Below are 20,607 nucleotides of genomic sequence, written 5' to 3'. Positions count from 1 at the left end.
CGTCCTGTCATCTCTTAGTTTACGGCGTTACTGCTGCAGTGGTCCGGGATCGGCCGTCAGCGGCTTTGGCGGAGCGGGCGGCACCGGCGGCGTCAGCCCCGGAATCACGGGCCTCTGCGCGAGGTTGCCCGTCGTCGCATCCTGAAGGGTAATGCCGTAACGATCCAGCGTGTTCGCCAGCAGCTGGTTCAGCGAGGAGCGATCGCGCGCAAACGCCGAGTTCGCCGAGATCAGCGTGTTCTCTGCTGTTGCCAGATTGCGTTCCTGCTGCAACACGTTCGCGGTCGTCGAAGCTCCCAAACGATACTTCTTCTGCTCCGCTTCCAACGCCTGCGCTTGATAGTCCCGCGCCGACTGCGCCGACACCACCGAAGCGCGATCGTTCGTGATCGCATACATCGCGTTCACAACCTGGATGCGGATCTGCGTGTACAGCTGCTGCAGGCGCATCTCGCTTTGGCGAAGCTCCATCTGCGAACGAACCTGGTCAGCCTGCGCCGCACGGTTGCGCAGCGGCACCGAGATATTCACGCCCACCGACCAGTCCGGGGCCTTGCCGCTGAAGGAGTTGCTCAGCGAAGAGCCGTAGCCGCCGGTCGGAATATTCTGCTGCTGATAGTAGTTCGACGCGCACGGTACAAATGTGTTCGTGGTCGTGCTCGTGTTGCAGTTCAGCGAAGGGTTCTGCGATCCCGTAAGTCCCGATCCCGCGTAGAAACCATACGCATCCACGACAGGCAGCAGACCGTTCTTCTCTGCACGGATCGTGATCTTGTTGTTCTTCATGTTGAGCATGGCCTGCTCAATCTGAGGGTTGTTCTCGTACGCTTCGCGCACAAGGTCCTCCACCTGCATGTCCTCTTCGGGCAAGCGACCCAACCCGGCGCGGTCGGTCGGTACTACCGGCGCGTGGGTCAATTCGGGATCATTCAGGTTGCGGGCGACGGCCTGCTTCAGCAGCAATTGCTGATACTCAAGATTCGTCTGCGAGGTGATCAGGGACTGCTTGTCGGTGGCTACCGTCGAGTCGGAGTTCACCACGTCCAGCGGAGCCAGCGTGCCGATCTGCAACTGCTTACGATTGTCATTCGCCAGCTGCGTCGACTGCTGCAGCGCGCGTTCCTTGGCCTGCTCGTCCTCATACGCGCTTACCACCGCCCAGTAGATGTTCTCTACCTGGTTGACGGTGTAAAGCACCTGCTGACGGAAAACCGAGTCTTCGATGCGACGGTTGTTCTTTGCCTGCACGATGAAGCGCGTGTTCAGCCAGAGCCCGAAGCCCTGCAGCAGATGCTGCGTGAGCTGGGCCTTGAAATTGTTCTGGTAGAGCGGGCTGTAGGTCGAGCGCTCGCTGTTGGTGCCCGTGCGAGAGTTATCGAAGGTCACGTTCAGCAAGGTGCCCGTCTTGAACCCCTGTTGATAGCCCGCGTTCCAGGTGAACAGCTTCTGGTTCAGCGTATTGGTTCCGGTCAGAACCGTCGTGCTCTGGGGCGTTGTCGAGCTTTCGTAGCTCACTGTGCCGGTCAGAACCGGGTCGAAGACCTCGGGCGCGGGACCGCCGCCATTGGTGCTCAGGACGAGTCCTGAAGCACCCGTGCCGGCCGTGCTTGAAGTCGTTCCCGCAGGGCCGCCACCGGTGGTGATCGTGGTGGTCGTGCCGCCCAGCGTGTTGTCCACGATCGAGGTCGAAACGCCGCGCAGCGTCGAGCCTGCCTTCGCGCGCAGAATGTCCGTATCCGCGATGTCGAGGTTGATGCGGGCGACCGCAATGTCGTAGTTGTTCTCGAGCGCCAGCGCCACAGCGTCCGACAGGCTCATGTAAATCTTGCCGTCGTGCAGCAGATCACGAAGGTCGGAGGTGTTCGTCAGGCGTTGTCCGGGATACGAGATCGCCTTGTAATCGAGCAGCGGATTCGGAAGGAAGCGATAGCCCTCGGTGTAATCACGCGTCGTCGGACGCAGATACAGCGGCTCAGTCAGCTTCGGCGCGGGGGCCTGCGGCAGGTTCGGATCGCCGGTCGTGTCGTTCTGCACCGGCACGGCCGTAGCGGGCGTCGTCGGGCTTACCTGACCGCCTGTCTGCGCAGCGTTCGGCGTCCCCTGCTGTTGCTGGGGTGCGGCCTGAAAAGGTTGCGCAGCCATCTGCGCAGATGCGCTGGCCAACGTCAGGGCGACACACGCCGCCGCCTGCAAATGCTTCAACATCGTTTCCTGGTCTCCGGGGATCGCGCACAACGATCCTCTGCAACTACATACGGACGACACCAGCGCGAAGTTCCAACAACCTGAAAAGCCACGCGCGGGAATCCTCACGAGTATAACTTCGTCGCGCGACGACGTCGTGTATTCCACCGCACCAAACTCTGTACCATTTCGACAGAGGACGCAAGGCAACCCCAAGATGGCGCACTGGAAGCTCACAATCAGCTATGACGGCAGCAGTTTCCACGGCTGGCAGATCCAGCCCAACGGTCTGCCCACCGTACAGGCAGCATTCAGCGAAGCCATCCATCACCTCACCGGCGAATCCGTACAGCCGCAGGGCTCGGGGCGCACCGACGCCGGTGTTCACGCCCTCGCCCAGGTCATATCCTTTCCGTTGAACGGTGCGCTGCCGCCCACGAACTTCCTCCGCGCGCTCAATCGCGTGCTGCCGCAGAGCATTCGCGTGCTGCAAGCGGAGCTCGTCCCGGAAAGCTTCCACGCGCGCCACTCCGCGCGCGGCAAGACCTACGAATACCGCGTCTTTGAGCGGCGAGTGCGCCAGCAACCCGGCCAGCCCGCTGCCGAACTCGTCTGCTCGCCCTTCCTTGCACCCTTCGTCTGGGATTGTCGTTGGCCGCTCGATTTCGAGCTGATGCAGCAGGCATCGCGCCAGGTCCTCGGCACGCATGACTTCACCTCCTTTGCCGCCAGTGACCCTGACAAATCTCTCCGCGAAGACGGCCAGCGCTCCGGCCCTAATCCCGTGAAGACGATCGATCGCTCTGAGTGGACACGCGAAGACGGCCTGCTCATCTACCGCGTCCACGGCACGGGCTTTTTGCACCACATGGTGCGCAACCTCGTCGGCACCTTCGTAGACGTCGGCCGCGGTGCGATCCTGCCCGACGAGATACCGACGATCCTCGCAGCTCGCAACCGGACCGCCGCAGGACCGACCGCGCCCGCACGTGGCCTCTTCCTCAAGCAGGTGGATTACGAAGCGCAAGCTCCGCAGGCTGGCAAACTGGAAGGTGAAAGCTGAGTCTCGCATCCATGCCCACGCGCTTCCAAATCTCGCTGCTTGGCCTGATCCTCGCTCCGACCGTCGCCGCGATCACAGCTCAAACGCCGCAGCCCGCAGCGCAGATTGAGATCCAGCTTCGCGATGGCCGCAGCGGAAAGTCCCTGCCCAAGACCCGGCTCACCGTTACTGAAGCTTCAAGTGCCTCAGCAATCTCCAGCCTTGACACCGCAGAGACTTCGCGGGCCCAGGACCTCGACGTGATCCTGACCACGGATGAGAGTGGGAACGCCAAACTCACCCTCGCCGCAAACATGACGGCGCTGCAAATCCGGGTCAGTGGGCAGGTCTCCTGCGGCTCTCAAATCCAGATCTTTCCGGTCGCGACAATCCTCAGCACAGGCGTGACGGACGCAAACACCTGCAACCCTCTGCCTCTCTGGACGCCTACCCATCCCGGACAGCTGACCTTTTACGTCCGGCCGAACGCTGCGGAGAAATTCAGCTGGTGACGAACTCCGCCGCGAACCGCCGCATCACCACGCTCGCCGGACAGCGTGCCGTGCACGCTGCCTTTGGCTGGCTGCATTTGCATGAACCGCAGGTGCGCCGTTGGCAGCGCGAACTCGTGGCGATTCCCGCCCCGACCTTCCACGAGCAAGCCCGCGCCGCCTGGTTCGCCGACCGCTTTCGCGATCTCGGCCTCGCCGACGTCCACGTCGACGAAGCCGGCAATGCCCTCGCCGAGCTTCCCGGCGCCAGCGAGCAGTGCGTGCTGCTCTCCGCGCATCTCGACACCGTCTTCGACGCCGACACCCCCATTGTGCCGACCGAGGAGGAGGACGGTACGCTCCACGCGCCCGGTGCCACTGACAACGCAGCCGGTCTCGCGGCGTTACTCGCGCTCGCCGCTGCGCTGAAGCACTCGCAGATCCAGCCTGCCGCCACCATTCTCTTTGCCGCGAACGTCGGCGAAGAAGGCCACGGCGATCTGCGCGGCATGCGCCATCTCTTTGGCCCGTCGCCCTACGCTCCGCGGATCCGTTCGGCCATTGCACTCGAAGGCGCAGGCACGTCGACCGTCATCGATCGCGCGCTCGGCAGTCGACGTCTGCGCATTTCGCTCACCGGTCCCGGCGGCCATTCCTGGGCGGACTCGCATCGGCCCAACCCCATCGTCGCGCTCGCGGAGTTGATCGTTGAACTGCAACGCCTGAGCCTTCCGGCCACGCCGCGCACCACGCTCAACATCGGCACGATCCTCGGCGGCAGCACGGTGAACTCCATCCCCGCGGAAGCCTCAGCCGACCTCGACCTGCGCTCCGCCTCCGCGCATGAGTTGAACCGCCTCGAGATGTCGGTCCTCAAGCATCTCAGCGGCGTGATCGCCCGCTGGCCCGACCTCAGCATCTCCGCCGAACGCATCGGCGATCGTCCCGCAGGTGAGCTCGCCGCAAACTCCGCGCTGGCTACCAGCCTCCGCGCCGTCGATCGTCACCTCTCGCTCCAGCCAGACTCACGCCTCGGCTCCACCGACGCGAACCTCCCGCTCTCGGTCGGCATCCCTGCATTGGCTATCGGCGCAGGCGGCCAAGGCGGAGGCATCCACACCACCGGCGAATGGTTCACCCCTGCGAACCGCACGCTCGCGCTACGCCGCATCCTGTTGCTCCTGCTCGATACCTGCGCCCTCGTCGGAGCCGCCGAGTGACACCGCGCCGCACGAGCCTTACCGCACACATCCTGCTTGCGCTCGTCACCCTCGTCTGGGGAACGACCTTTGCGCTCGTCAAAGTCGCCCTCCACGACGCCACGCCGCTGGCGTTCAACCTCGCGCGCATGACACTCGCATTCCTCGCGCTCGCGGTCATCAACTTCGACAGTCTCCGCACGCTCACCCGCTTCGACCTGGTCGGCGGCGCCTCCGCCGGACTCTTCCTCGCCCTCGGCTACCAGTTCCAGACCGCCGGGCTCGCCCACACGACCGCCGCCAAGTCAGCTTTCATCACCGGCCTCGTCGTCGTCATCGTGCCGCTGCTGGCGACCATCCCTGCGCTCGCTCCGCCGAACCACCGCAAGCCCGGGTTCGCCGCCCTCCTCGGCGCGATCATCGCATTCGCGGGCCTAGTACTGCTCACCACGCCTCCCGGCTCTGGCGCGGCGGTCTTTTCCGGGCTGCATCGCGGGGAGTGGCTCAGTCTCTGCTGCTCGTTCGCTTACGGCCTGCATCTGCTCACCATCGCCCGTTTCGCTCATCGCAGCTCCGCGCGCAAACTCGGCACGCTGCAAATCGGTTTCGCCGCTCTCGTCATGGCAATCACGCTTCCACTCGGCGGCAAGCCGATGCTGCATCTCACGCCGATCGTCATCGTCGCTCTCCTCGTCACCGCTCTGCTCGCCACCGCAGCGGCGTTCACCATCCAGAGCTGGGCGCAGCAGCACTTGCCTGCCACGCACACAGCACTCATCTTCACGCTGGAACCCATCTTCGCGTGGCTCTTTTCGCTGCTCTTCCTTGGCGAGCATCTCAGCACGCGCTCGCTGACAGGAGCTGCGCTCATCCTCGCCGGAATCCTCTTTGCCGAGCTCGCCGCCGCGACCTCGGGCGAAAACAGCGATATCCTACCCACGACGGGCACGTAGCGTCGGTCGCCGCTATCATGTTCCACAGCCGGGCTTAGCGACCTTTTCGCCAGCGTCACGTCTATCCTTGTGGCGTACATAAGTGGCGTACCTAACCTTCGCCGCGGCGGACATCCTCCCCGGTGAATTCGATCTCCAATCGAGAACGAGGAAAATACACAAAGATGTCATCTCCCAAGCACCCGTTTACATCCTTTTGGACCAACATCCGTTCCGGTCGTCTGACCACCACCTTCACGGTGCTCGGCGCTCTTTCCGTCGGCGTCCTTGCTGGCTCTCTGCTCACCGGCCGCGTTCACGGCGCCGAGCAGAAGGCCTCCGATGCGAAGCCGCTGACCATTCCCTCTCCGGTTACGCTTTCCAACGGCTTCTCGACCATCGTCAAGCAGGTTGAGCCCGCGGTGGTGAACATCAATACCGAGTCCACGCCCAAGCCTGCGAGCAAGCGTCGCGGCGGTCGTAACATGCCCGTCCCCAACGGCGGCGATGACGACGACCAGCAGAACGACATGCAGGACTTCTTCAACAAGTTCTTCGGCGGCCAGAACCCCAACGGGGATGGCGATGCTACCGGTGGAACGCGTCGCGCTCTCGGTTCGGGCTTCATCGTCGACCAGCGCGGCTACATCATCACGAACAACCACGTCGTCGACAAGGCTGACCACATCTACGTGAAGCTCTCGTCCGACCCCGAAAATCCTCTCGATCCGGGCCGTCCCGCTACCGTTGTCGGCACCGACAAGGACACCGACATCGCCGTCATCAAGATCGACCCCAAGGGCATGACGTTGCCGACCGTAAAGCTCGGCAACTCCGACGGTCCGCAGGTCGGCGACTGGGTTCTTGCCATCGGCAGCCCCTTCGGTTTGTCGCACACGGTTTCGGCGGGCATCATCTCTGCCAAGAACCGCTCGATCGACGAAGGTCCTGACGCAAACGGCGTCTCGAAGAACCAGTTCCAGCGCTTCATCCAGACCGACGCGGCGATCAACCCCGGCAACTCCGGCGGCCCGCTCGTCGATATGTCCGGCTCGGTGATCGGCATGAACACGGCGATCTACACACAGTCGGCCGGCTCTGAAGGTGTCGGCTTCGCGATGCCGTCGAACATCCTCATCAACGTCTACAACATGCTGATCGGCCCGAGCCACAAGGTCACGCGCGGCTCTATCGGCATCCAGTTCCAGGCCAATCAGTCCTCGGCGGTCGGTCGCATGTACGGCTTCGCCAACGGTGGCGTCATGGTCAGCGCAGTTACGCCGAACATGCCCGCAGCGAAGGCTGGCCTGCAGCCGAACGACATCATCGTCACCATAGACGGCAAGCCGGTGAAGGATGGCGACGAACTCGTCAGCATCATCTCCGCGAAGACGCCCGGTTCGACCGTGAAGATCGGCTATCTCCGCAACGGCAAGCAGGAGTCGGCAGAGGTTGGCATTGCTGACCGCGCCAAGCTCTTCGACGATCTCGACAAGAGCGACTCCTCCAACAACGCACCCGATGACAGCGACGCTGGCCAGGCCGGTCAGGCCAAGCTGGGCATCACGGTCTCGGCCGTCCCCGCCCCGATGGCCTCGAAGCTCGGCCTGAAGAACGGTGGCGTGGTCGTTACGGCGGTCCGCCCGGGTTCGTTCGCGGACGAAGTCGGTCTGACCCGCACTGCGGTCATCACCGAGATCAACCGCCATGCCGTCACGGACGTCTCGAGCTACCGCTCGATCGTCAGCAATCTGAAGTCCGGAGACGACGTGGTTTTCGTCGTTCGCGCCCAGACCGGCGGTGGATCCAACTTCATCGGCGGTACTCTCCCGTAAACAGAAGCAGCCATAAGGTTGCTTTGAGCACACGGAAAAGCCCGGCCAATTTTGGTCGGGCTTTCCACTTCATGGAACTCTTTTCCACAACATTCCACGACGACGCGCGTCCACACAAAGGTACCCTGATAGCTACCTGTCAGGTGTGCCTCGTGGCCGCCAAATCGGGCTACGATAAGAATTCCAGCGCACGCCCTCAGGCTGCCGACAACGATCGTATGAGGTCAGATTTCACGATGCGTTCTGCTACCGCTTTCGCTCTGCTCTTCTCCATCGCACTTCCCGCCGCAGCCGCGCGCCCGCACCATGCCAAGCACGCTGCCACCACTTCACATTCCAGCGCACACAAGAAGACCGCTGCCGCCGTATCGCACACCCCGGCGATGGCTCCGGAGCGCGCTACGGCCATTCAAGCAGCGCTCATCAAGCAGGGCTACCTCACCGGCGAGCCTTCGGGTAACTGGGACTCGTCCTCCGTCTCGGCCATGCAGAAGATGCAATCCGACAACGGCTGGCAGACCAAGTACACGCCCGACTCGCGCGCTCTGATCAAGCTCGGGCTCGCGCACAATGACACGACGGCTGTCGCTTCCGCGCCATCCTCTCCTGCCGGCGGCGGCGTCTCCGACGCGAGCTCGCAGCAATAGCAACCGCTCCCGCAAAATGCCGGAATCCTCAGGATTCCGGCATTTTATTGCGTTATTCTTGACCCATGAAGCTGCGCTTCGCCCTCGTCTTCGCCGCGTTCCTCCTGGCCATGCAAGCCCACGCCACGGAAATTAAGATCTCCGCTCAGGCGCTCGAACGCACGCTGCACCAGCAGCTCTTCACCGGACCGGACGGCAAGTATTTCATCAAGGGCAAAGATGGCCAGCCGTGCTTCGTTTACGCGCGAGACCCGAAAGTCTCTTTCAAAGACGACCGCATCGTCATCCACGTCAGCACAAAGAGCCGCTTGGGCAGCAGCGTCTTCGGCAACTGCATCGGCGTCGGACTCACCACCGATGCCGATGTCTCCGTAATCCCGGAAGCTGAGGGCGAGTCCATCGGGTTCCGCGACGCACGCGTCGATAACCTCGCTGCCAGTCGCGAGTTGAACTTCCTGCTCGTCCCGTTTCTGACGAAGAAGCTTCCCCAGCAGATGAAGATCAACGCCGCCGATCTCATCCGCCAGCTGCTCAAGAATTCGCTGCAGCAGACCGGTTACGAAATGCACCTTGACGGTCTGAAAATCCACTCGATGCAGGTCTCAAACGGCAATCTCGTCGTGGATTTCGATAGCGAACTTTCCGTGAAGTAACTACCGCCAGCTCACCGCAAGATGCCAGCGCAGATCACGCTCGGCGGTCTTTCGCAGCACCGACTGGTACTCGCGCAACTCCGCCAGCACCATGGCCCCTTCGCTGCCGAGCTGATACGGATCCTCCTCGAGCGTCACCACCAGCGCATCAATCGTGCGCAGGCCATCCTCTCCGCGATACCACTGCGGCGGAGGCAGACGCTTCAATAAGTCCGGATTCCCTGCGCCTTCTTCGATCAGCAACGCCATCGAGTGCTCGTCGGCCGAGAAGAACTCCAGCAGCGGCTTCACACCAAGCTCCAGCGCCAACCGCTCTACCGCGGACTCATGTCGCGCCAGGGCCCGGCCGTTCACGAAGATGTCGTAGCCCGGATCTTCGCCTTCCACCACGATGTACATCGAAGCCGCCATTGCCCAGAGTGTAACGCCATCTCCCCGAGCAAGCGCAAGCCCTATCGTCAGCGATTACTCGTCACTCACCGGCACACCAAACTCTGCGTCATCCATCTTTGGCGGGAGCAGCAGAAACACCGCGGCAAAGAGCATCAGCGCAAGCCCGGCAATCGTCCGCGGATCAAGATGCGGTCGCAACAGCAACACTCCTTCTGCGATCACGACGAGCGGCACCAGCACAAATTGCGCGGACCACCGTGTGCCGCCCACGCGGAAGAGTGTAAGCACCGTCAGCCCAGCGGTCGCGGCGTCAAACGCTGAAGCCAGCAACGTCGCGTGGCTCACAGGAAGGTGCCGCACAAAAGCGACAGCCACAGCGACCAGCATGCCCGCAGCTAACGCAAGCGCAGCGCGCCAGGACGCCGAGCCCGCACGCGTCCGCAGCCACATGGCGCCAACGCCTGCCATGATCGGAGCAGCTCCTAGCGCGATCCATGGAAGTGCGCCACTCAACGCGGGCTGGGGCAGCAACAGCAGCATTCCCGCCACCGCGGCAATCCCCGGCCAGAGTCGCCCGGCCAGTTCTTGACGATCGCCACGATGAAACGCGGGCCGCGCTACGGCCACGACCACAGGTACCAGCGCCAACGCCAGCGTCAACGCACTTGCATCGATGAACCGCGTTCCCAGCAGGACTCCCAGCAACGGGCCGCCGAGCATCAGACTTCCCGCCGCGAAAGAGGCGAGCCCGTCGCGCAGCAGCAACTTCGGCTCATGCCGCAGCGTCGCCACCGTCAACGCGATCAGGCAAGCCGTCAGGCAGCCTAAAGCTGTCGACCATAGCGACGGCAGACTCGCAGGCACACTTTCGCCTACGGACCAGCGAACAGCCGTAAACACGCAGAGGCAGACAAAGGGCCACCAGCGCCGAAACGTCGAACTTGCAGCAGTTTCACTCATGCTTGAGTACTTAGACGTCAAAAACACGAAAGGCCGCGCAAGGTAGCGCGGCCTTTCGTCTATTTTTGTAGCGAACCCACTTAGCTGGCTGCTCCGGCGTTTCCACCACCGTTGCCACCCGGGCGACGGCCCGGACGACGGCGGCGACGACGCTGACGATCACCAGCAGGCTTCGAGCCGTCAGTCGCTGCCGGCTCTTCACCGGTCGACTCCGTCTCTTCGCCCTCATCCTCACCGTCTTCGAAATCATCGTCGTCATCAAAGTCGTCTCCGCCTTCAACCACTACGGTGTTCTCATGCTGCGGACGTGCCGGAGCTGCTCCGCCTTCCTGCGTTTCCGGCAGGCCGAGCTTGGCGCGCTGTTCCTTCAGCACAGCCTTACGGCTGAGCTTGATGCGGTTGCCTTCGATTGCCAGCACCTTCACTAGGATCTGATCACCTTCGCGAAGCTCGTCCTTCACTTCCTTCACACGGTGCTCTGCGATTTCGGAAACGTGCAGCAGGCCATCGGTGCCCTGGAAGATTTCGACGAATGCGCCGAACTCCGCCAGACGAACCACCTTGCCGAGGTAGGTCTTGCCCACTTCCGGCACAGCCGTGATGTCCGAAACCATCTGGATCGCCTTCGCGAGGTTGTCCGGATCCGACGAAGCGATGTTCACCTTGCCCGAGTCCTCAACGTCGATCTTCACGCCGGTCGCTTCCACGATGCCCTTGATCACCTTGCCGCCAGGGCCGATGAGGTCGCGGATCTTGTCGGTCGGGATCTGCAGCGTGTGGATGCGCGGAGCGTACTTCGAAGTCTCTTCGCTCGGTGCAGCGATCGCAGCTTCCATCTTGTCCAGGATGTGGAGACGGCCAGCCTTCGCCTGCGCCAGTGCCTCACGCATGATCTGCGGCGTGATGCCCATGATCTTGATGTCCATCTGCAGCGCCGTGATGCCATTGCGCGTACCGGCCACCTTGAAGTCCATGTCGCCGTAGTGATCTTCTGCGCCTGCGATGTCGGTCAGGATGGCGTACTTGTCGCCTTCCATCACGAGACCCATCGCCACGCCGGCCACTGCACCCTTCAGCTTGATACCAGCCTGCATGAGCGAGAGCGACGCACCGCAAACCGTCGCCATCGACGACGATCCGTTCGACTCGAGAATGTCGGAAACCACACGCAGAACGTACGGCGACTCCTCGGGCAGAACTGCTTCGATCGCGCGCCATGCCAGCGCGCCATGACCGATCTCGCGGCGACCTACGCCGGTCATGCGGCCCACTTCGCCCACCGAGAACGGTGGGAAGTTGTAGTGCAGCATGAACGCGCGCTTCTGCTCGCCTTCGTACGACTCCATGCGCTGCGCGTCGTCGCTCGTGCCCAGCGTTGCCGACACGAGTGCCTGAGTTTCGCCGCGGGTGAAGATCGCCGATCCGTGGACGCGCGGCAGCACGCCGAGCTCGATCGAGATCGCGCGGATCTCGTCAAACTGGCGGTGATCCGGACGGATACGCTCGTCCAGCACCTGGTCGCGGAAGATCTTCTCGCGCATGCCTTCGAAGTAAGCGTTCAGCTTCTTTGCGGCATCCTTGTCGTCTGCGGGAAGGTCCTTCTTGACCGAATCCTTAACTTCCTTAACCTTCGCGTAGCTCTCGAACTTCGGATACTTCTTCGTGTTCAGAGCGTCCTTCAGGCTCTCGCCGATCTTCGCTTCGAGCTCCTTCGCGTAAGCTTCGTCCTTTTCAACGACGGCAACCGTTCGCTTCGTCTTGCCAGCCTTCGCGGCCAGCTCCTCGATGCCTGCCACGATCTTCTTGATCTGCTCGTGCGCAAACTCAATCGCGTCCACCACGCGATCTTCGCCGATTTCCTTCGCACCCGACTCGATCATCGTGATGCCGGCCTTCGTTCCAGCAACCATGATGTTCAGCGTCGAGGAGAGGCGCTCGGTGTACGTCGGGTTCACGATGAACTCGTCGTTCACGATGCCGATACGCACAGCGCCGATCGGGCCCTGGAACGGGATGTCCGAAAGCGTCAGCGCGCAGCTCGCGCCGTTGATGCCGAGAACGTCCGGGTCGTTTTCCTTGTCCGCGGAGTACACGAACGCGACCACCTGGGTCTCATTGCGGAAGGTCTCCGGGAAGAGGGGGCGGATCGGGCGATCGATCTGACGCGAGGTCAGGATTTCCTTCTCGCTCGGACGGCCTTCACGCTTGATGAAGCCACCCGGAATGCGGCCACCGGCGTAGGTGAACTCGCGGTATTCCACGGTGAGCGGGAAAAAGTCGATGCCTTCCTTGGGGTCGGCCGAGGCCACTGCCGTAGCGAGCACAGCGTTGTCGCCGCTGGTCGTGTAAACAGCGCCGCTTGCCTGCTTGGCAATGCGACCTGTCTCAAACGTGATGCTCTTGCCACCGGCAAGCTGTACGGTTACTTCCTGCTTCATTCAGGTTCTTCCTTTTCGTCTTCTTTGTTTGCTTTAAGCTTTTGCGTTTAAGCGCTACGTTCGCAGCTAAAACGAAAACCCCGCCGAAAATTCGGTCGGGGTCTTTGAGGTTAGGGCTGGTTTGAAGATGCAGAACCGCTGCGATGAGCGCGTAGGCTGCTCACCGTGCGCGAGGCAAACAGGCCCAGTCGAAACCAGCCCTGCTGCTCGGTCATCGCAACGAAATTCAAGGATTCCTGCACTCCAGCAGACGCGATATCCTCGCGTCCGACCAGCGAATTTACTTACGGATACCGAGCTTGCCGATGACTTCACGGTAACGATCCGAGTCAGTCGTCTTCAGGTAGTCCAGCAGGCGACGGCGCTTCGAGACCAGCATAAGCATGCCGCGGCGCGAGCCGTGGTCCTTCTTGTGCGCCTTGAAGTGCTCGTTAAGCTCGCCGATGCGCTCCGAAAGGATCGCAATCTGGACTTCCGGGCTGCCGGTGTCCGAATCGTGCGTGCGGAATTTCGTGATGATGTCGTTCTTCTTAGCAGTTGCCAACACGGCGGTGATGCTCCTAAATCTTTTGTCTAGTCCACTACTCTTAGTGACTCGTATCAGAATACCACTAAACCCGCGATATTTGGCCGTTTGCAAGCCGCAAATGCACCGTTCTTGATGCCACCTCAATCTATTCGTAAGAATCTGGCTTTCCCGCAGAAAATAAAGCGGATACGGGAGCTTCCCGTATCCGCCTGACTTGCGTTCTACGAAACGCTGCAGAGAACTAACCGAGATGCTTGCGCAGGAAGCTGATCGAGCGCTCGTCCGCGACCTTGGCCGCGGCTGCCACGAAGCTCGGGCGAGCTGGATTCGCGAACGCGTGTCCTGCGCCGTCGTAGACGTGAATTTCGACCTCAGGATGAGCCGCCGCTACCGCTTCGCGCTGATCCGCGCCGATGTGGTCGTCGTCCGCACCGAAATGCAGCATCACCGGGCAATGGATCGCCTCAGCCGCCACCTTGCCGACGCCACCTGCGTAGTAGCCCACCGTGCAAGTCGGTGTGAAGCCGAAAGCAGGTCCGCGTGCCGCCGAAAGCCACGCCGTCAGGCCGCCATAGCAGAATCCCAGGACTGCAGTGCCCTTGCCTTCGTTCTTTACGAACTCAAACGCCGCAGCCACATCGTTCAATGTGTTATCCGGGTTGAGCTTCGCATACAGCTCGTAAGCCTTCTTCATGCTCGCTTCGTCATAGCCAAGCTGAACGTCCTTCTCATAACGGTCGAAGATCGCCGGAGCAATCGCCACATAGCCTTCGCTTGCCAGCCAGTCGGCCGCGCCCTGGATCGACGGATTCACACCGAAGATCTCCTGCACCACGACCACGCCTCCGCGCACTTCGCCCGAAGGCTTTGCCACATACGCGCTCAGTTCGTTGCCATCGGCAGCCGTCAGCTTTACCCAATCACCCATTCGTCAAATGCTCCTTATCGCAATAAGACGAAGATACTCTGCGGAAAGCTGCAAGAAGATGAACGCCTTCTACATGTAATCGAACAGCGAGTACTTGTTCACCGCAGTGGCGGCGCTCAGCAGGGCTTTCTCCTGCGTTTCGGTTGTGCTCAGGTCCGTGGCAACCTTCGTCGTATCCGCCGACACGAGCGAACTCTGGCCGGCGGTCAGGTTCGTGATCTCTGTGGAAGCATATGTGCTTGCAGCGCTTAGCGCGTTTGTGGAGGCCGCCAGCACACCGCGCTGTGTCGTCACGACATCCAGCGCACTTCGCAGCGTATTCAAATCCGTTGTCGAGCTCGACGATGCAGTGCCTGCAGAAAAGTCCGCAATCAGATTGTTGAGGCTTCCCAGCAAATCGGCGTTGCTTGACGAGAAGATGCTCGAGCCATCCATCGTCGTCGCAATCTTCTGCCCCGTAGGTGTCGACGCGAACTGCGTATCGGCATCGCCCGCGTAGCCTGAGGTGGCGCTGGCATATGGCTGTGTGTCGCTCGTGCCGCCGAAAACATACGTGCCGTTGTAAGACGTATTCGCCAGCGAGACTACCTGGTCGCGAATCGAGGTCAACTGCTGCGCGATCGCCTGCAGGTTGCTCGCAGTCAGTGTGCCGTTCGTCCCTTCTACGCCCAACGTGATCGCAGAGGTCACCTGGGTCACCACGGAACTCAACGCGGAGTCTGCGGTCTGCAGGCGGCTCTCCAGACTCGATGCGGTCTGGACGAATGTATCGTCCTGCGCGATCTTACTGCCCATGCGCACGCTTGCCGCCGCCGCCGCGGGATCGTCCGAAGCGCTCGACACGCGCAGCCCACTCGACAACTCCGAGGTCAGCGTGCTTTCCTGTCCCGCCAGCCGATTCAGGTTGCTCGCCGCATTGAGATTGAACAGCGGATCTACTCGCAACATCGTCTCCTCCTAGCTCACTGTCGTTGTCTGGCCGAGGTTGATCGCATCCGCCATGATCGCGTCGATGACAGAGAACAATTTTGCCGCCGCCTGGTACGAGCGCTGAAACTGCGACAGCGCCGAAGCTTCTTCGTCGAGCGATACCGCCGACAAGCTGTCGCGTGCCGTTTGCGCCTGGGTCGTCGCCGCGCTCGCGGTGCTCTCGTCCGTCGTGGCTGCAGACACCGTCGTTCCCAGCGCGCCCAGGAAGCTTGCGAAGAACGAGTCGGCCGTCTGTCCGCTGACCAATGCACTCGACGCAATCTTCGCCAGGGCGATCGCGTTCGAAGTTCCGGCGGCGCCTTCACCACTAGCCGCTGTCGCGAGGCCATCCGTAGAGCTCATCGCGACAGTGATCTGCGCGGCCGATCCGGCAACGCTCGATGGCAAGGAGAAGATAGCTCCTCCCGCCCCTCCGCTCGGGGTGAGCCCCGCCTCGTTCTGCGTGTTCATTGCGTTGCCCAAGGCATTCGCAAGCTGATCCAGCGAACTCATCATCGACGGAAGATCCTGATCACGCGTCTGCAGCATTCCGCCGATTGATCCGCCGGAGATACCACTCTGCAACGTTGCAGGATCTCCGGCAACGAGCTGCATGTTGCCGTTCACCGTGGTCGTGGAAACGCTATAGGCGTTCGCTCCGCTCACCAATACTGCGCCCGTGGAGGTCGTCAGCGTCAGCCCGTTGTTCTCGGTCGTGATGGAGTTGACGCCGATCAAAGCCGATAGCTGTTTCACGGCTTCCTGTCGCTGGTCCTCGAGCGTGCCGGCATCCTCGTCGGATCCCATCGACGTGATCTGTGAGTTCAATGAAGCGATGGTGCTCGTCAAGCTATCAATCTGCTTCGCCGAGCTTGCGATGCCGCTATTTAGCGAACTCGTCTCCTGCGAGATGGTATTCGATGCATCGTTGAACGCCGTAGCCAGAGTCTGCGCCGCGCTCAGAACAGACTGGCGCGTCGCTGCATCCGTGGGGGCCGATTCCAACGAAGACAACGCGGAAAAGAATCCGTCCAGTGCAGATCCTAGTTCTGTCGAACTCGCGTTGCTACTTGTGGAGGACAGTCCAAACCCCGATTCCACACTCTGCAAAGCCGTCAAACGCGCGGCCGCAGCGCTTGAGGTCGATGTCGCCTGCTGTAACCGCTGCTCCAGCACTCGCGAACGCTGCGAACTCACCGTCGCATCCACGCCTGTGCTCTCGCCGGAAATGGTGACGCGATCGCTCGTCGTAAAGCTCACGATCTGTCGCGTGTAGCCTGCCGTGTTCTGGTTGGCCACATTATTCGCGGTCGTATTCAGCGCGGTCTGGTCAGCATCCAGCGCGTTCTTCGCCAGCGACATTAATGCGGTCAGCGAACCCATCGCAGCTCCCCATCTTGCGATGCATCCCCCGACAGACCGCTCGCACGCAATCCACGCAGCTCACGCAGTACCCGCAGATTTTCGTCGGTCGTGCGCAGCAGCTCGAAGAGCGTCTGCTTGAGCGCAGAAACCTCTGCGACGGGCAAATCACCAGCGCCTGAAGTCTGCGATCGAAGATCTTCCGCCTGCTCACACAACGCTTCCAGGCGTTCTGCGTCCATCTGCCCGAGTGCCGTAATGCTCTGCTGCAACAAAGGCTTCAACATCGTCGTTACTTCCCTTCCATCATGAAGCCCATCAGCTTGTCGGCCACCTGCGATGCGCTCACGTTGTAGCTGCCGGATGTAATCGCAGCCTGCAGCGCCGACACCTTGTCCGCGCGGATGTCGTCATCTCCCACATTCTGCGAGAGCAAATTCCCCGTGTTGCTTACGACAACCGTCGACGGCGCCGATGCATTCACCGAACCGGTGCTCGTGCTCTCCATCGCAGCAGCCGGTGCTGCCTTATCCAGCGAGTCGGACTCCCCTACGTTCATTGTCGACAACCCCATCGTCGACATCTGCAAGCTATTGATCTGAGTCATGGCTTTCTCCTTACTTACTTCATCGGCCGATGCGAGGGAGACTTTAGCGCCGTCCGAAATTATTTCCCGGTCTCAAGTTTCTGGTTCTCGGCTTCGACCTTCGCGACAATCTGCCGTGCGACTCCAAACCCGCCAGCGGTTGCGACGGCCTTCGACATCGACTCCACGCCCAGGCTCTTCATCGTGCCGTTCGCGCCATCGCTCTCTGTCTGCGACTCATCGCTACCGAAGCTGCTCTTCAACATCTCCTGCAGGAAGATCGCCTCAAACTGCTGCGCCGCGTCCACCAGCTTGTGATGTTTCACCGCATCTTCGTTGGCGGGCACCGGCCCACTCGTGTGCACACCCGCAACACTCGTCATAGCACCTCAATCTCCGCTTCCAGAGCACCAGCAGAGTGCATCGCCTGCAGAATCGAGATCACATCGCGTGCGGTCGCTCCGATCATCTGCAGATCGCGCACCAGCTCGTCCACGGTTGCACCCTGTTTCAACTCGATCCGATTCACCGGTTTATCTTTCGCTTCCAGTCTGGTCACCGGCACGACCTCAGTTTGCCCCTGATTAAGCGGTCCAGGCTGCGACACGCTGTACTGCGTCACCACATTTACGGAAAGACCGCCATGCAGAATCGACACCGGCTGCAACACGACCAACCCACCGATCACCACAGTGCCTGTCCGTTCATTCACCACCACGCGCGCCTTCGGATAGAACGGCACCTCCACCGCCTCCACACGTGCAAGTGCGCCAGGCACATCGAGCGACGGATTCACATGCAGCTCAATGCGACGGCTATCGATCGCGCGCGCCCCCACTCCTTGCACCTGTGAGTTGATCGCATCGGCCATCGCGCCCGCCGAGCGGAAGTCAGCCTCGTGCAGCGCTAATACAAACTCACGACGTGATCCAAGCGCGGTCGGGGCGGCGCGCTCCACCATAGCTCCCAGCGGGATGCGTCCTGTCGTCGCGTGATTCACCGTTTTACTCGATCCGTTAGCGCTCACGGAGTATCCACCGAGCACTACAGGCCCCTGCGACTGCGCATAGATGCGACCATCAGCGCCGTAAAGCGGAGTCATCAAGAGCACTCCGCCTTCGATGCTCTTCGCATCGCCAGCCGAGGAAACAGTGACGTCGATCTTCGCGCCGGAGTCCGCAAACTCCGGCAGCTGCGCCGAAACAAACACCGCCGCCATATTCTGTACACGAATCGCACTTGGCGAGACGCTAACGCCCATGCGCAGCAGTGTCGCCGCTAGCGTTTGCACCGGAAAGCTTGTCTGCTGCGAGTCACCAGTCCCCTGCAAGCCCACGACGATGCCGTAGCCGACCAGCTGGTTCTCACGTACACCTTCGATGGACGCGATGTCCTTCACACGCGCCAGCATCGGCTTCGCCACATCCCTGGCATTCGCGCGCGCAGCACAAGCCAACAACACAAGACATATCCAACGTCGCATCGTCATCCCCTTAGAACACCAGCAGCTTTTCGATGAACCGCACCAATGGGTTCTGTCGATGCGTGTAGTCGTTGATGATCCCCTTGCCCTTCACCTCAAGCTCCAGACTCGAGATCGCCGTCGAGAGCACTTGATTGCTCTGCGAAATATCTTCAGGACGCACCAGTCCACGCAGCACGATCGTCTGCGTCTGTTGGTTGAACTCCACCTGCCGTGCTGCTTCGATCACCAACATGCCGTTGGGCAGGACCTCGACAACCTGTCCGCCAAGCGTGGTGTTCAAGCTGGAGCTGGTTTCGCTGTCCCCCGCTGCGTTGAGCGCTGAGGCGGAGTTCTGCGTCAGCAAATTCTGCATCGCATTGCCCGCATGTAGTTTGCCGATCAAGCCGCTGATGCCGGAGCTTGCGCTGCTGGAGCGAGAGTTCTTCACCGTTCCATCTGTCGTCGCAGAAAGACTCTCGTTCACCACGACTGAGATCAGATCATGCGGTCGACTTGCTCGCGGGTCTGCGCTCAGCCGCGCGAAGCGCCCGTTCTCCGTCCAGATAGAGCCTGTAGACGGAAGATCCGATGCATTCTCTGCACGCACTCTGGATAGATAAGCGCTCAACGAACTCGACGCAGGATCAGACTTCGCGGACTTCGTCTGCGCGCTCAAGACACTCGCGCCCATCAAGAGACAAAGACAAAAAGTCTTCACGGAAGCACCTCCACAACACCCGCGCTCTTTACGCGGCAGCGCAGCTTTGCACCGAGCACACCATCGCGCACAAGTGCGTCCGTGAGTCGCACCATAATCTCCTGACCAACTGCACCTGCTCCCTCCGCGCGTCCCTCCAATTGCAGATGCGTATCGTTTGTGACCTTCAGCACCAACAGTGCATCCCCGGGATGAATCAATGTTGTCTTCTCGTTCGTCATCAGCTTCACTCTCATCGTCGGCAACTTCACCGCGGTCAGCGGCTCCGACGACCCGCCACACCGCCCCACCAAGGCATATCCTTCACCACGTACCGCGTCCACATGCACATGCTCGACGCGAAACCCCGTCACAATTCCTGCATCCACTGCAGCCTCCAGCATCTTCGCTACGGCGGCCTCAGCGGTCGGCGCGCACGGACCATGAAGCGGGAACGCATAGCCTGCTGTGGATACAAGCGCACACAACAACGCCAGGCGGAGCATCAGCGCACCAGCCCGTTGATGTCCTGATACATATCGTCGGCCACATGCATCACCTTGCTGTTCGACTCGTACGCACGCTGCGCGACGATCATCTGCACAAACTCCTCCGTGACGTCCACGTTGGAGTTCTCGACATAGCCCTGCTGCAGCGTTCCCATGCCTGTCGATCCTCCTGGGTTGTCGGTGATCGCGTTTCCTGATGCGGACGTCTGCTCAAACAAGTTGCTTCCAAGTGCGCTCAAGCCGCCGGCGTTCGGGAAGGTCGCAAGGGTAATCTGCCCCAGCTGTGTCGACGCCGTCTGTCCGGGCAGCGTCGCCGAGACCACACCGTACTGCGATACCGTCACGCTTGTTGCATTCGAAGGCACAGTGATCGACGGCAGGAGCGCGTTACCGTCTGCTGTCACGACCTGCCCCTGATTGCTGAGGTGGAAGTTGCCATCACGCGTGTAAGCGGTGGTTCCATTCGGCATCGTCACTTGAAAGAAGCCATTGCCTTGAATTGCCACATCAAGTGTGTTCCCGGTCTGCGTCAGGCTTCCTTGGGTCTGGATCACTTCGGACGCAACGGTGCGTACGCCGAGGCCAATTTGCAGACCGGCAGAGGCAGTGGATGTGCTCGCCGCCGCTCCAGGCGTCACCATGTTCTGGTAGATCATGTCCTGAAACTCCATGCGACGCTTGCGGAATCCCGTCGTCGCCGAGTTCGCCAGATTGTTCGCTACGGTGTCGAGGTTCTGCTGCTGCGCGCTCATCCCGCTTGCGGCCGTGTAAAGTGCCCGAATCATCGC

Annotated in this window: 22 protein-coding genes; 7 read left to right on the top strand and 15 right to left on the bottom strand. The window is 61.3% G+C overall.

The window, feature by feature from the left end; genetic code table 11:
- Positions 1–27: 27 nt before the first annotated feature.
- Positions 28–2,205, bottom strand: coding sequence for a TolC family protein (locus OHL11_RS14570; RefSeq protein ID WP_263372258.1), 2,178 nt, complete (start codon positions 2,203–2,205; stop codon positions 28–30).
- A 196-nt stretch (positions 2,206–2,401) separates the two neighbouring features.
- Between OHL11_RS14570 and truA the strand changes: the two genes are divergently transcribed.
- The 7 genes from truA to OHL11_RS14535 all read left to right on the top strand — a co-directional run bounded on the left by truA (position 2,402) and on the right by OHL11_RS14535 (position 8,983).
- Positions 2,402–3,247: a tRNA pseudouridine(38-40) synthase TruA gene (gene truA, locus OHL11_RS14565; protein WP_263372257.1), complete on the top strand. Its 846-nt coding sequence runs from the start codon at positions 2,402–2,404 to the stop codon at positions 3,245–3,247.
- Positions 3,248–3,258: 11 nt separating this feature from the next.
- On the top strand, positions 3,259–3,738 hold the full coding sequence (locus OHL11_RS14560; RefSeq protein WP_263372256.1) for a hypothetical protein: 480 nt from the start codon (positions 3,259–3,261) through the stop codon (positions 3,736–3,738).
- On the top strand, positions 3,735–4,937 hold the full coding sequence (locus OHL11_RS14555) for a M20/M25/M40 family metallo-hydrolase (RefSeq protein ID WP_263372255.1): 1,203 nt from the start codon (positions 3,735–3,737) through the stop codon (positions 4,935–4,937). Before OHL11_RS14560 ends, OHL11_RS14555 begins: the two co-directional genes overlap by 4 nt.
- Positions 4,934–5,869: a DMT family transporter gene (locus tag OHL11_RS14550; RefSeq protein WP_263372254.1), complete on the top strand. Its 936-nt coding sequence runs from the start codon at positions 4,934–4,936 to the stop codon at positions 5,867–5,869. The genes OHL11_RS14555 and OHL11_RS14550 overlap by 4 nt, the downstream gene beginning before the upstream one ends.
- A 164-nt stretch (positions 5,870–6,033) precedes the next feature.
- Positions 6,034–7,683: a trypsin-like peptidase domain-containing protein gene (locus OHL11_RS14545; protein ID WP_263372253.1), complete on the top strand. Its 1,650-nt coding sequence runs from the start codon at positions 6,034–6,036 to the stop codon at positions 7,681–7,683.
- A 236-nt stretch (positions 7,684–7,919) separates the two neighbouring features.
- Positions 7,920–8,330: a peptidoglycan-binding domain-containing protein gene (locus OHL11_RS14540; protein WP_263372252.1), complete on the top strand. Its 411-nt coding sequence runs from the start codon at positions 7,920–7,922 to the stop codon at positions 8,328–8,330.
- 65 nt (positions 8,331–8,395) lie between these two features.
- Positions 8,396–8,983: a hypothetical protein gene (locus tag OHL11_RS14535; protein WP_263372251.1), complete on the top strand. Its 588-nt coding sequence runs from the start codon at positions 8,396–8,398 to the stop codon at positions 8,981–8,983.
- Here OHL11_RS14535 and OHL11_RS14530 read toward each other — a convergent pair whose 3' ends face one another.
- The 14 genes from OHL11_RS14530 to flgG all read right to left on the bottom strand — a co-directional run bounded on the left by OHL11_RS14530 (position 8,984) and on the right by flgG (position 20,604).
- Complete coding sequence (locus tag OHL11_RS14530) at positions 8,984–9,394, bottom strand: hypothetical protein (RefSeq protein WP_263372250.1); 411 nt, start codon at positions 9,392–9,394, stop codon at positions 8,984–8,986.
- A 54-nt stretch (positions 9,395–9,448) separates the two neighbouring features.
- Complete coding sequence (locus tag OHL11_RS14525) at positions 9,449–10,336, bottom strand: hypothetical protein (RefSeq protein WP_263372249.1); 888 nt, start codon at positions 10,334–10,336, stop codon at positions 9,449–9,451.
- An 80-nt stretch (positions 10,337–10,416) separates the two neighbouring features.
- Positions 10,417–12,774 carry a polyribonucleotide nucleotidyltransferase gene (gene pnp, locus OHL11_RS14520; RefSeq protein WP_263372248.1) on the bottom strand — a complete coding sequence of 786 codons (2,358 nt, stop codon included), beginning with the start codon at positions 12,772–12,774 and terminating at the stop codon, positions 10,417–10,419.
- 280 nt (positions 12,775–13,054) lie between these two features.
- Entirely contained in the window at positions 13,055–13,321 is a 267-nt protein-coding gene (gene rpsO, locus OHL11_RS14515) for a 30S ribosomal protein S15 (RefSeq protein ID WP_263372247.1), read from the bottom strand.
- 223 nt (positions 13,322–13,544) lie between these two features.
- Positions 13,545–14,231 (bottom strand): dienelactone hydrolase family protein, encoded by a 687-nt coding sequence (locus OHL11_RS14510; RefSeq protein WP_263372246.1) that lies wholly within the window; start codon positions 14,229–14,231, stop codon positions 13,545–13,547.
- Between the two features lie 69 nt (positions 14,232–14,300).
- Positions 14,301–15,179, bottom strand: a complete 879-nt coding sequence (locus OHL11_RS14505) for a flagellin N-terminal helical domain-containing protein (protein WP_263372245.1) — start codon at positions 15,177–15,179, stop codon at positions 14,301–14,303.
- 9 nt (positions 15,180–15,188) lie between these two features.
- Complete coding sequence (flgK, locus tag OHL11_RS14500; protein ID WP_263372244.1) at positions 15,189–16,583, bottom strand: flagellar hook-associated protein FlgK; 1,395 nt, start codon at positions 16,581–16,583, stop codon at positions 15,189–15,191.
- Entirely contained in the window at positions 16,571–16,849 is a 279-nt protein-coding gene (locus tag OHL11_RS14495) for a hypothetical protein (protein WP_263372243.1), read from the bottom strand. Before OHL11_RS14495 ends, flgK begins: the two co-directional genes overlap by 13 nt.
- A gap of 5 nt (positions 16,850–16,854) precedes the next feature.
- Positions 16,855–17,169, bottom strand: coding sequence for a flagellar biosynthesis anti-sigma factor FlgM (flgM, locus tag OHL11_RS14490; RefSeq protein WP_263372242.1), 315 nt, complete (start codon positions 17,167–17,169; stop codon positions 16,855–16,857).
- Positions 17,170–17,228: 59 nt separating this feature from the next.
- Entirely contained in the window at positions 17,229–17,531 is a 303-nt protein-coding gene (locus OHL11_RS14485; RefSeq protein WP_263372241.1) for a hypothetical protein, read from the bottom strand.
- Positions 17,528–18,637, bottom strand: coding sequence for a flagellar basal body P-ring protein FlgI (locus tag OHL11_RS14480; RefSeq protein WP_390233590.1), 1,110 nt, complete (start codon positions 18,635–18,637; stop codon positions 17,528–17,530). The genes OHL11_RS14485 and OHL11_RS14480 overlap by 4 nt, the downstream gene beginning before the upstream one ends.
- Before the next feature lie 4 nt (positions 18,638–18,641).
- Complete coding sequence (locus OHL11_RS14475) at positions 18,642–19,304, bottom strand: flagellar basal body L-ring protein FlgH (RefSeq protein WP_263372384.1); 663 nt, start codon at positions 19,302–19,304, stop codon at positions 18,642–18,644.
- A 23-nt stretch (positions 19,305–19,327) separates the two neighbouring features.
- Complete coding sequence (locus tag OHL11_RS14470) at positions 19,328–19,816, bottom strand: hypothetical protein (protein WP_263372240.1); 489 nt, start codon at positions 19,814–19,816, stop codon at positions 19,328–19,330.
- On the bottom strand, positions 19,816–20,604 hold the full coding sequence (flgG, locus tag OHL11_RS14465) for a flagellar basal-body rod protein FlgG (RefSeq protein ID WP_263372239.1): 789 nt from the start codon (positions 20,602–20,604) through the stop codon (positions 19,816–19,818). Before flgG ends, OHL11_RS14470 begins: the two co-directional genes overlap by 1 nt.
- Positions 20,605–20,607: the final 3 nt, after the last annotated feature.

Origin of the sequence: Granulicella cerasi, from assembly GCF_025685575.1 — a bacterium.
Taxonomy (GTDB): Bacteria; Acidobacteriota; Terriglobia; order Terriglobales; family Acidobacteriaceae; genus Granulicella; species Granulicella cerasi.
Note: the sequence above shows the minus strand (reverse complement) of the source record. Positions and strands in the feature narration are given on the sequence as shown.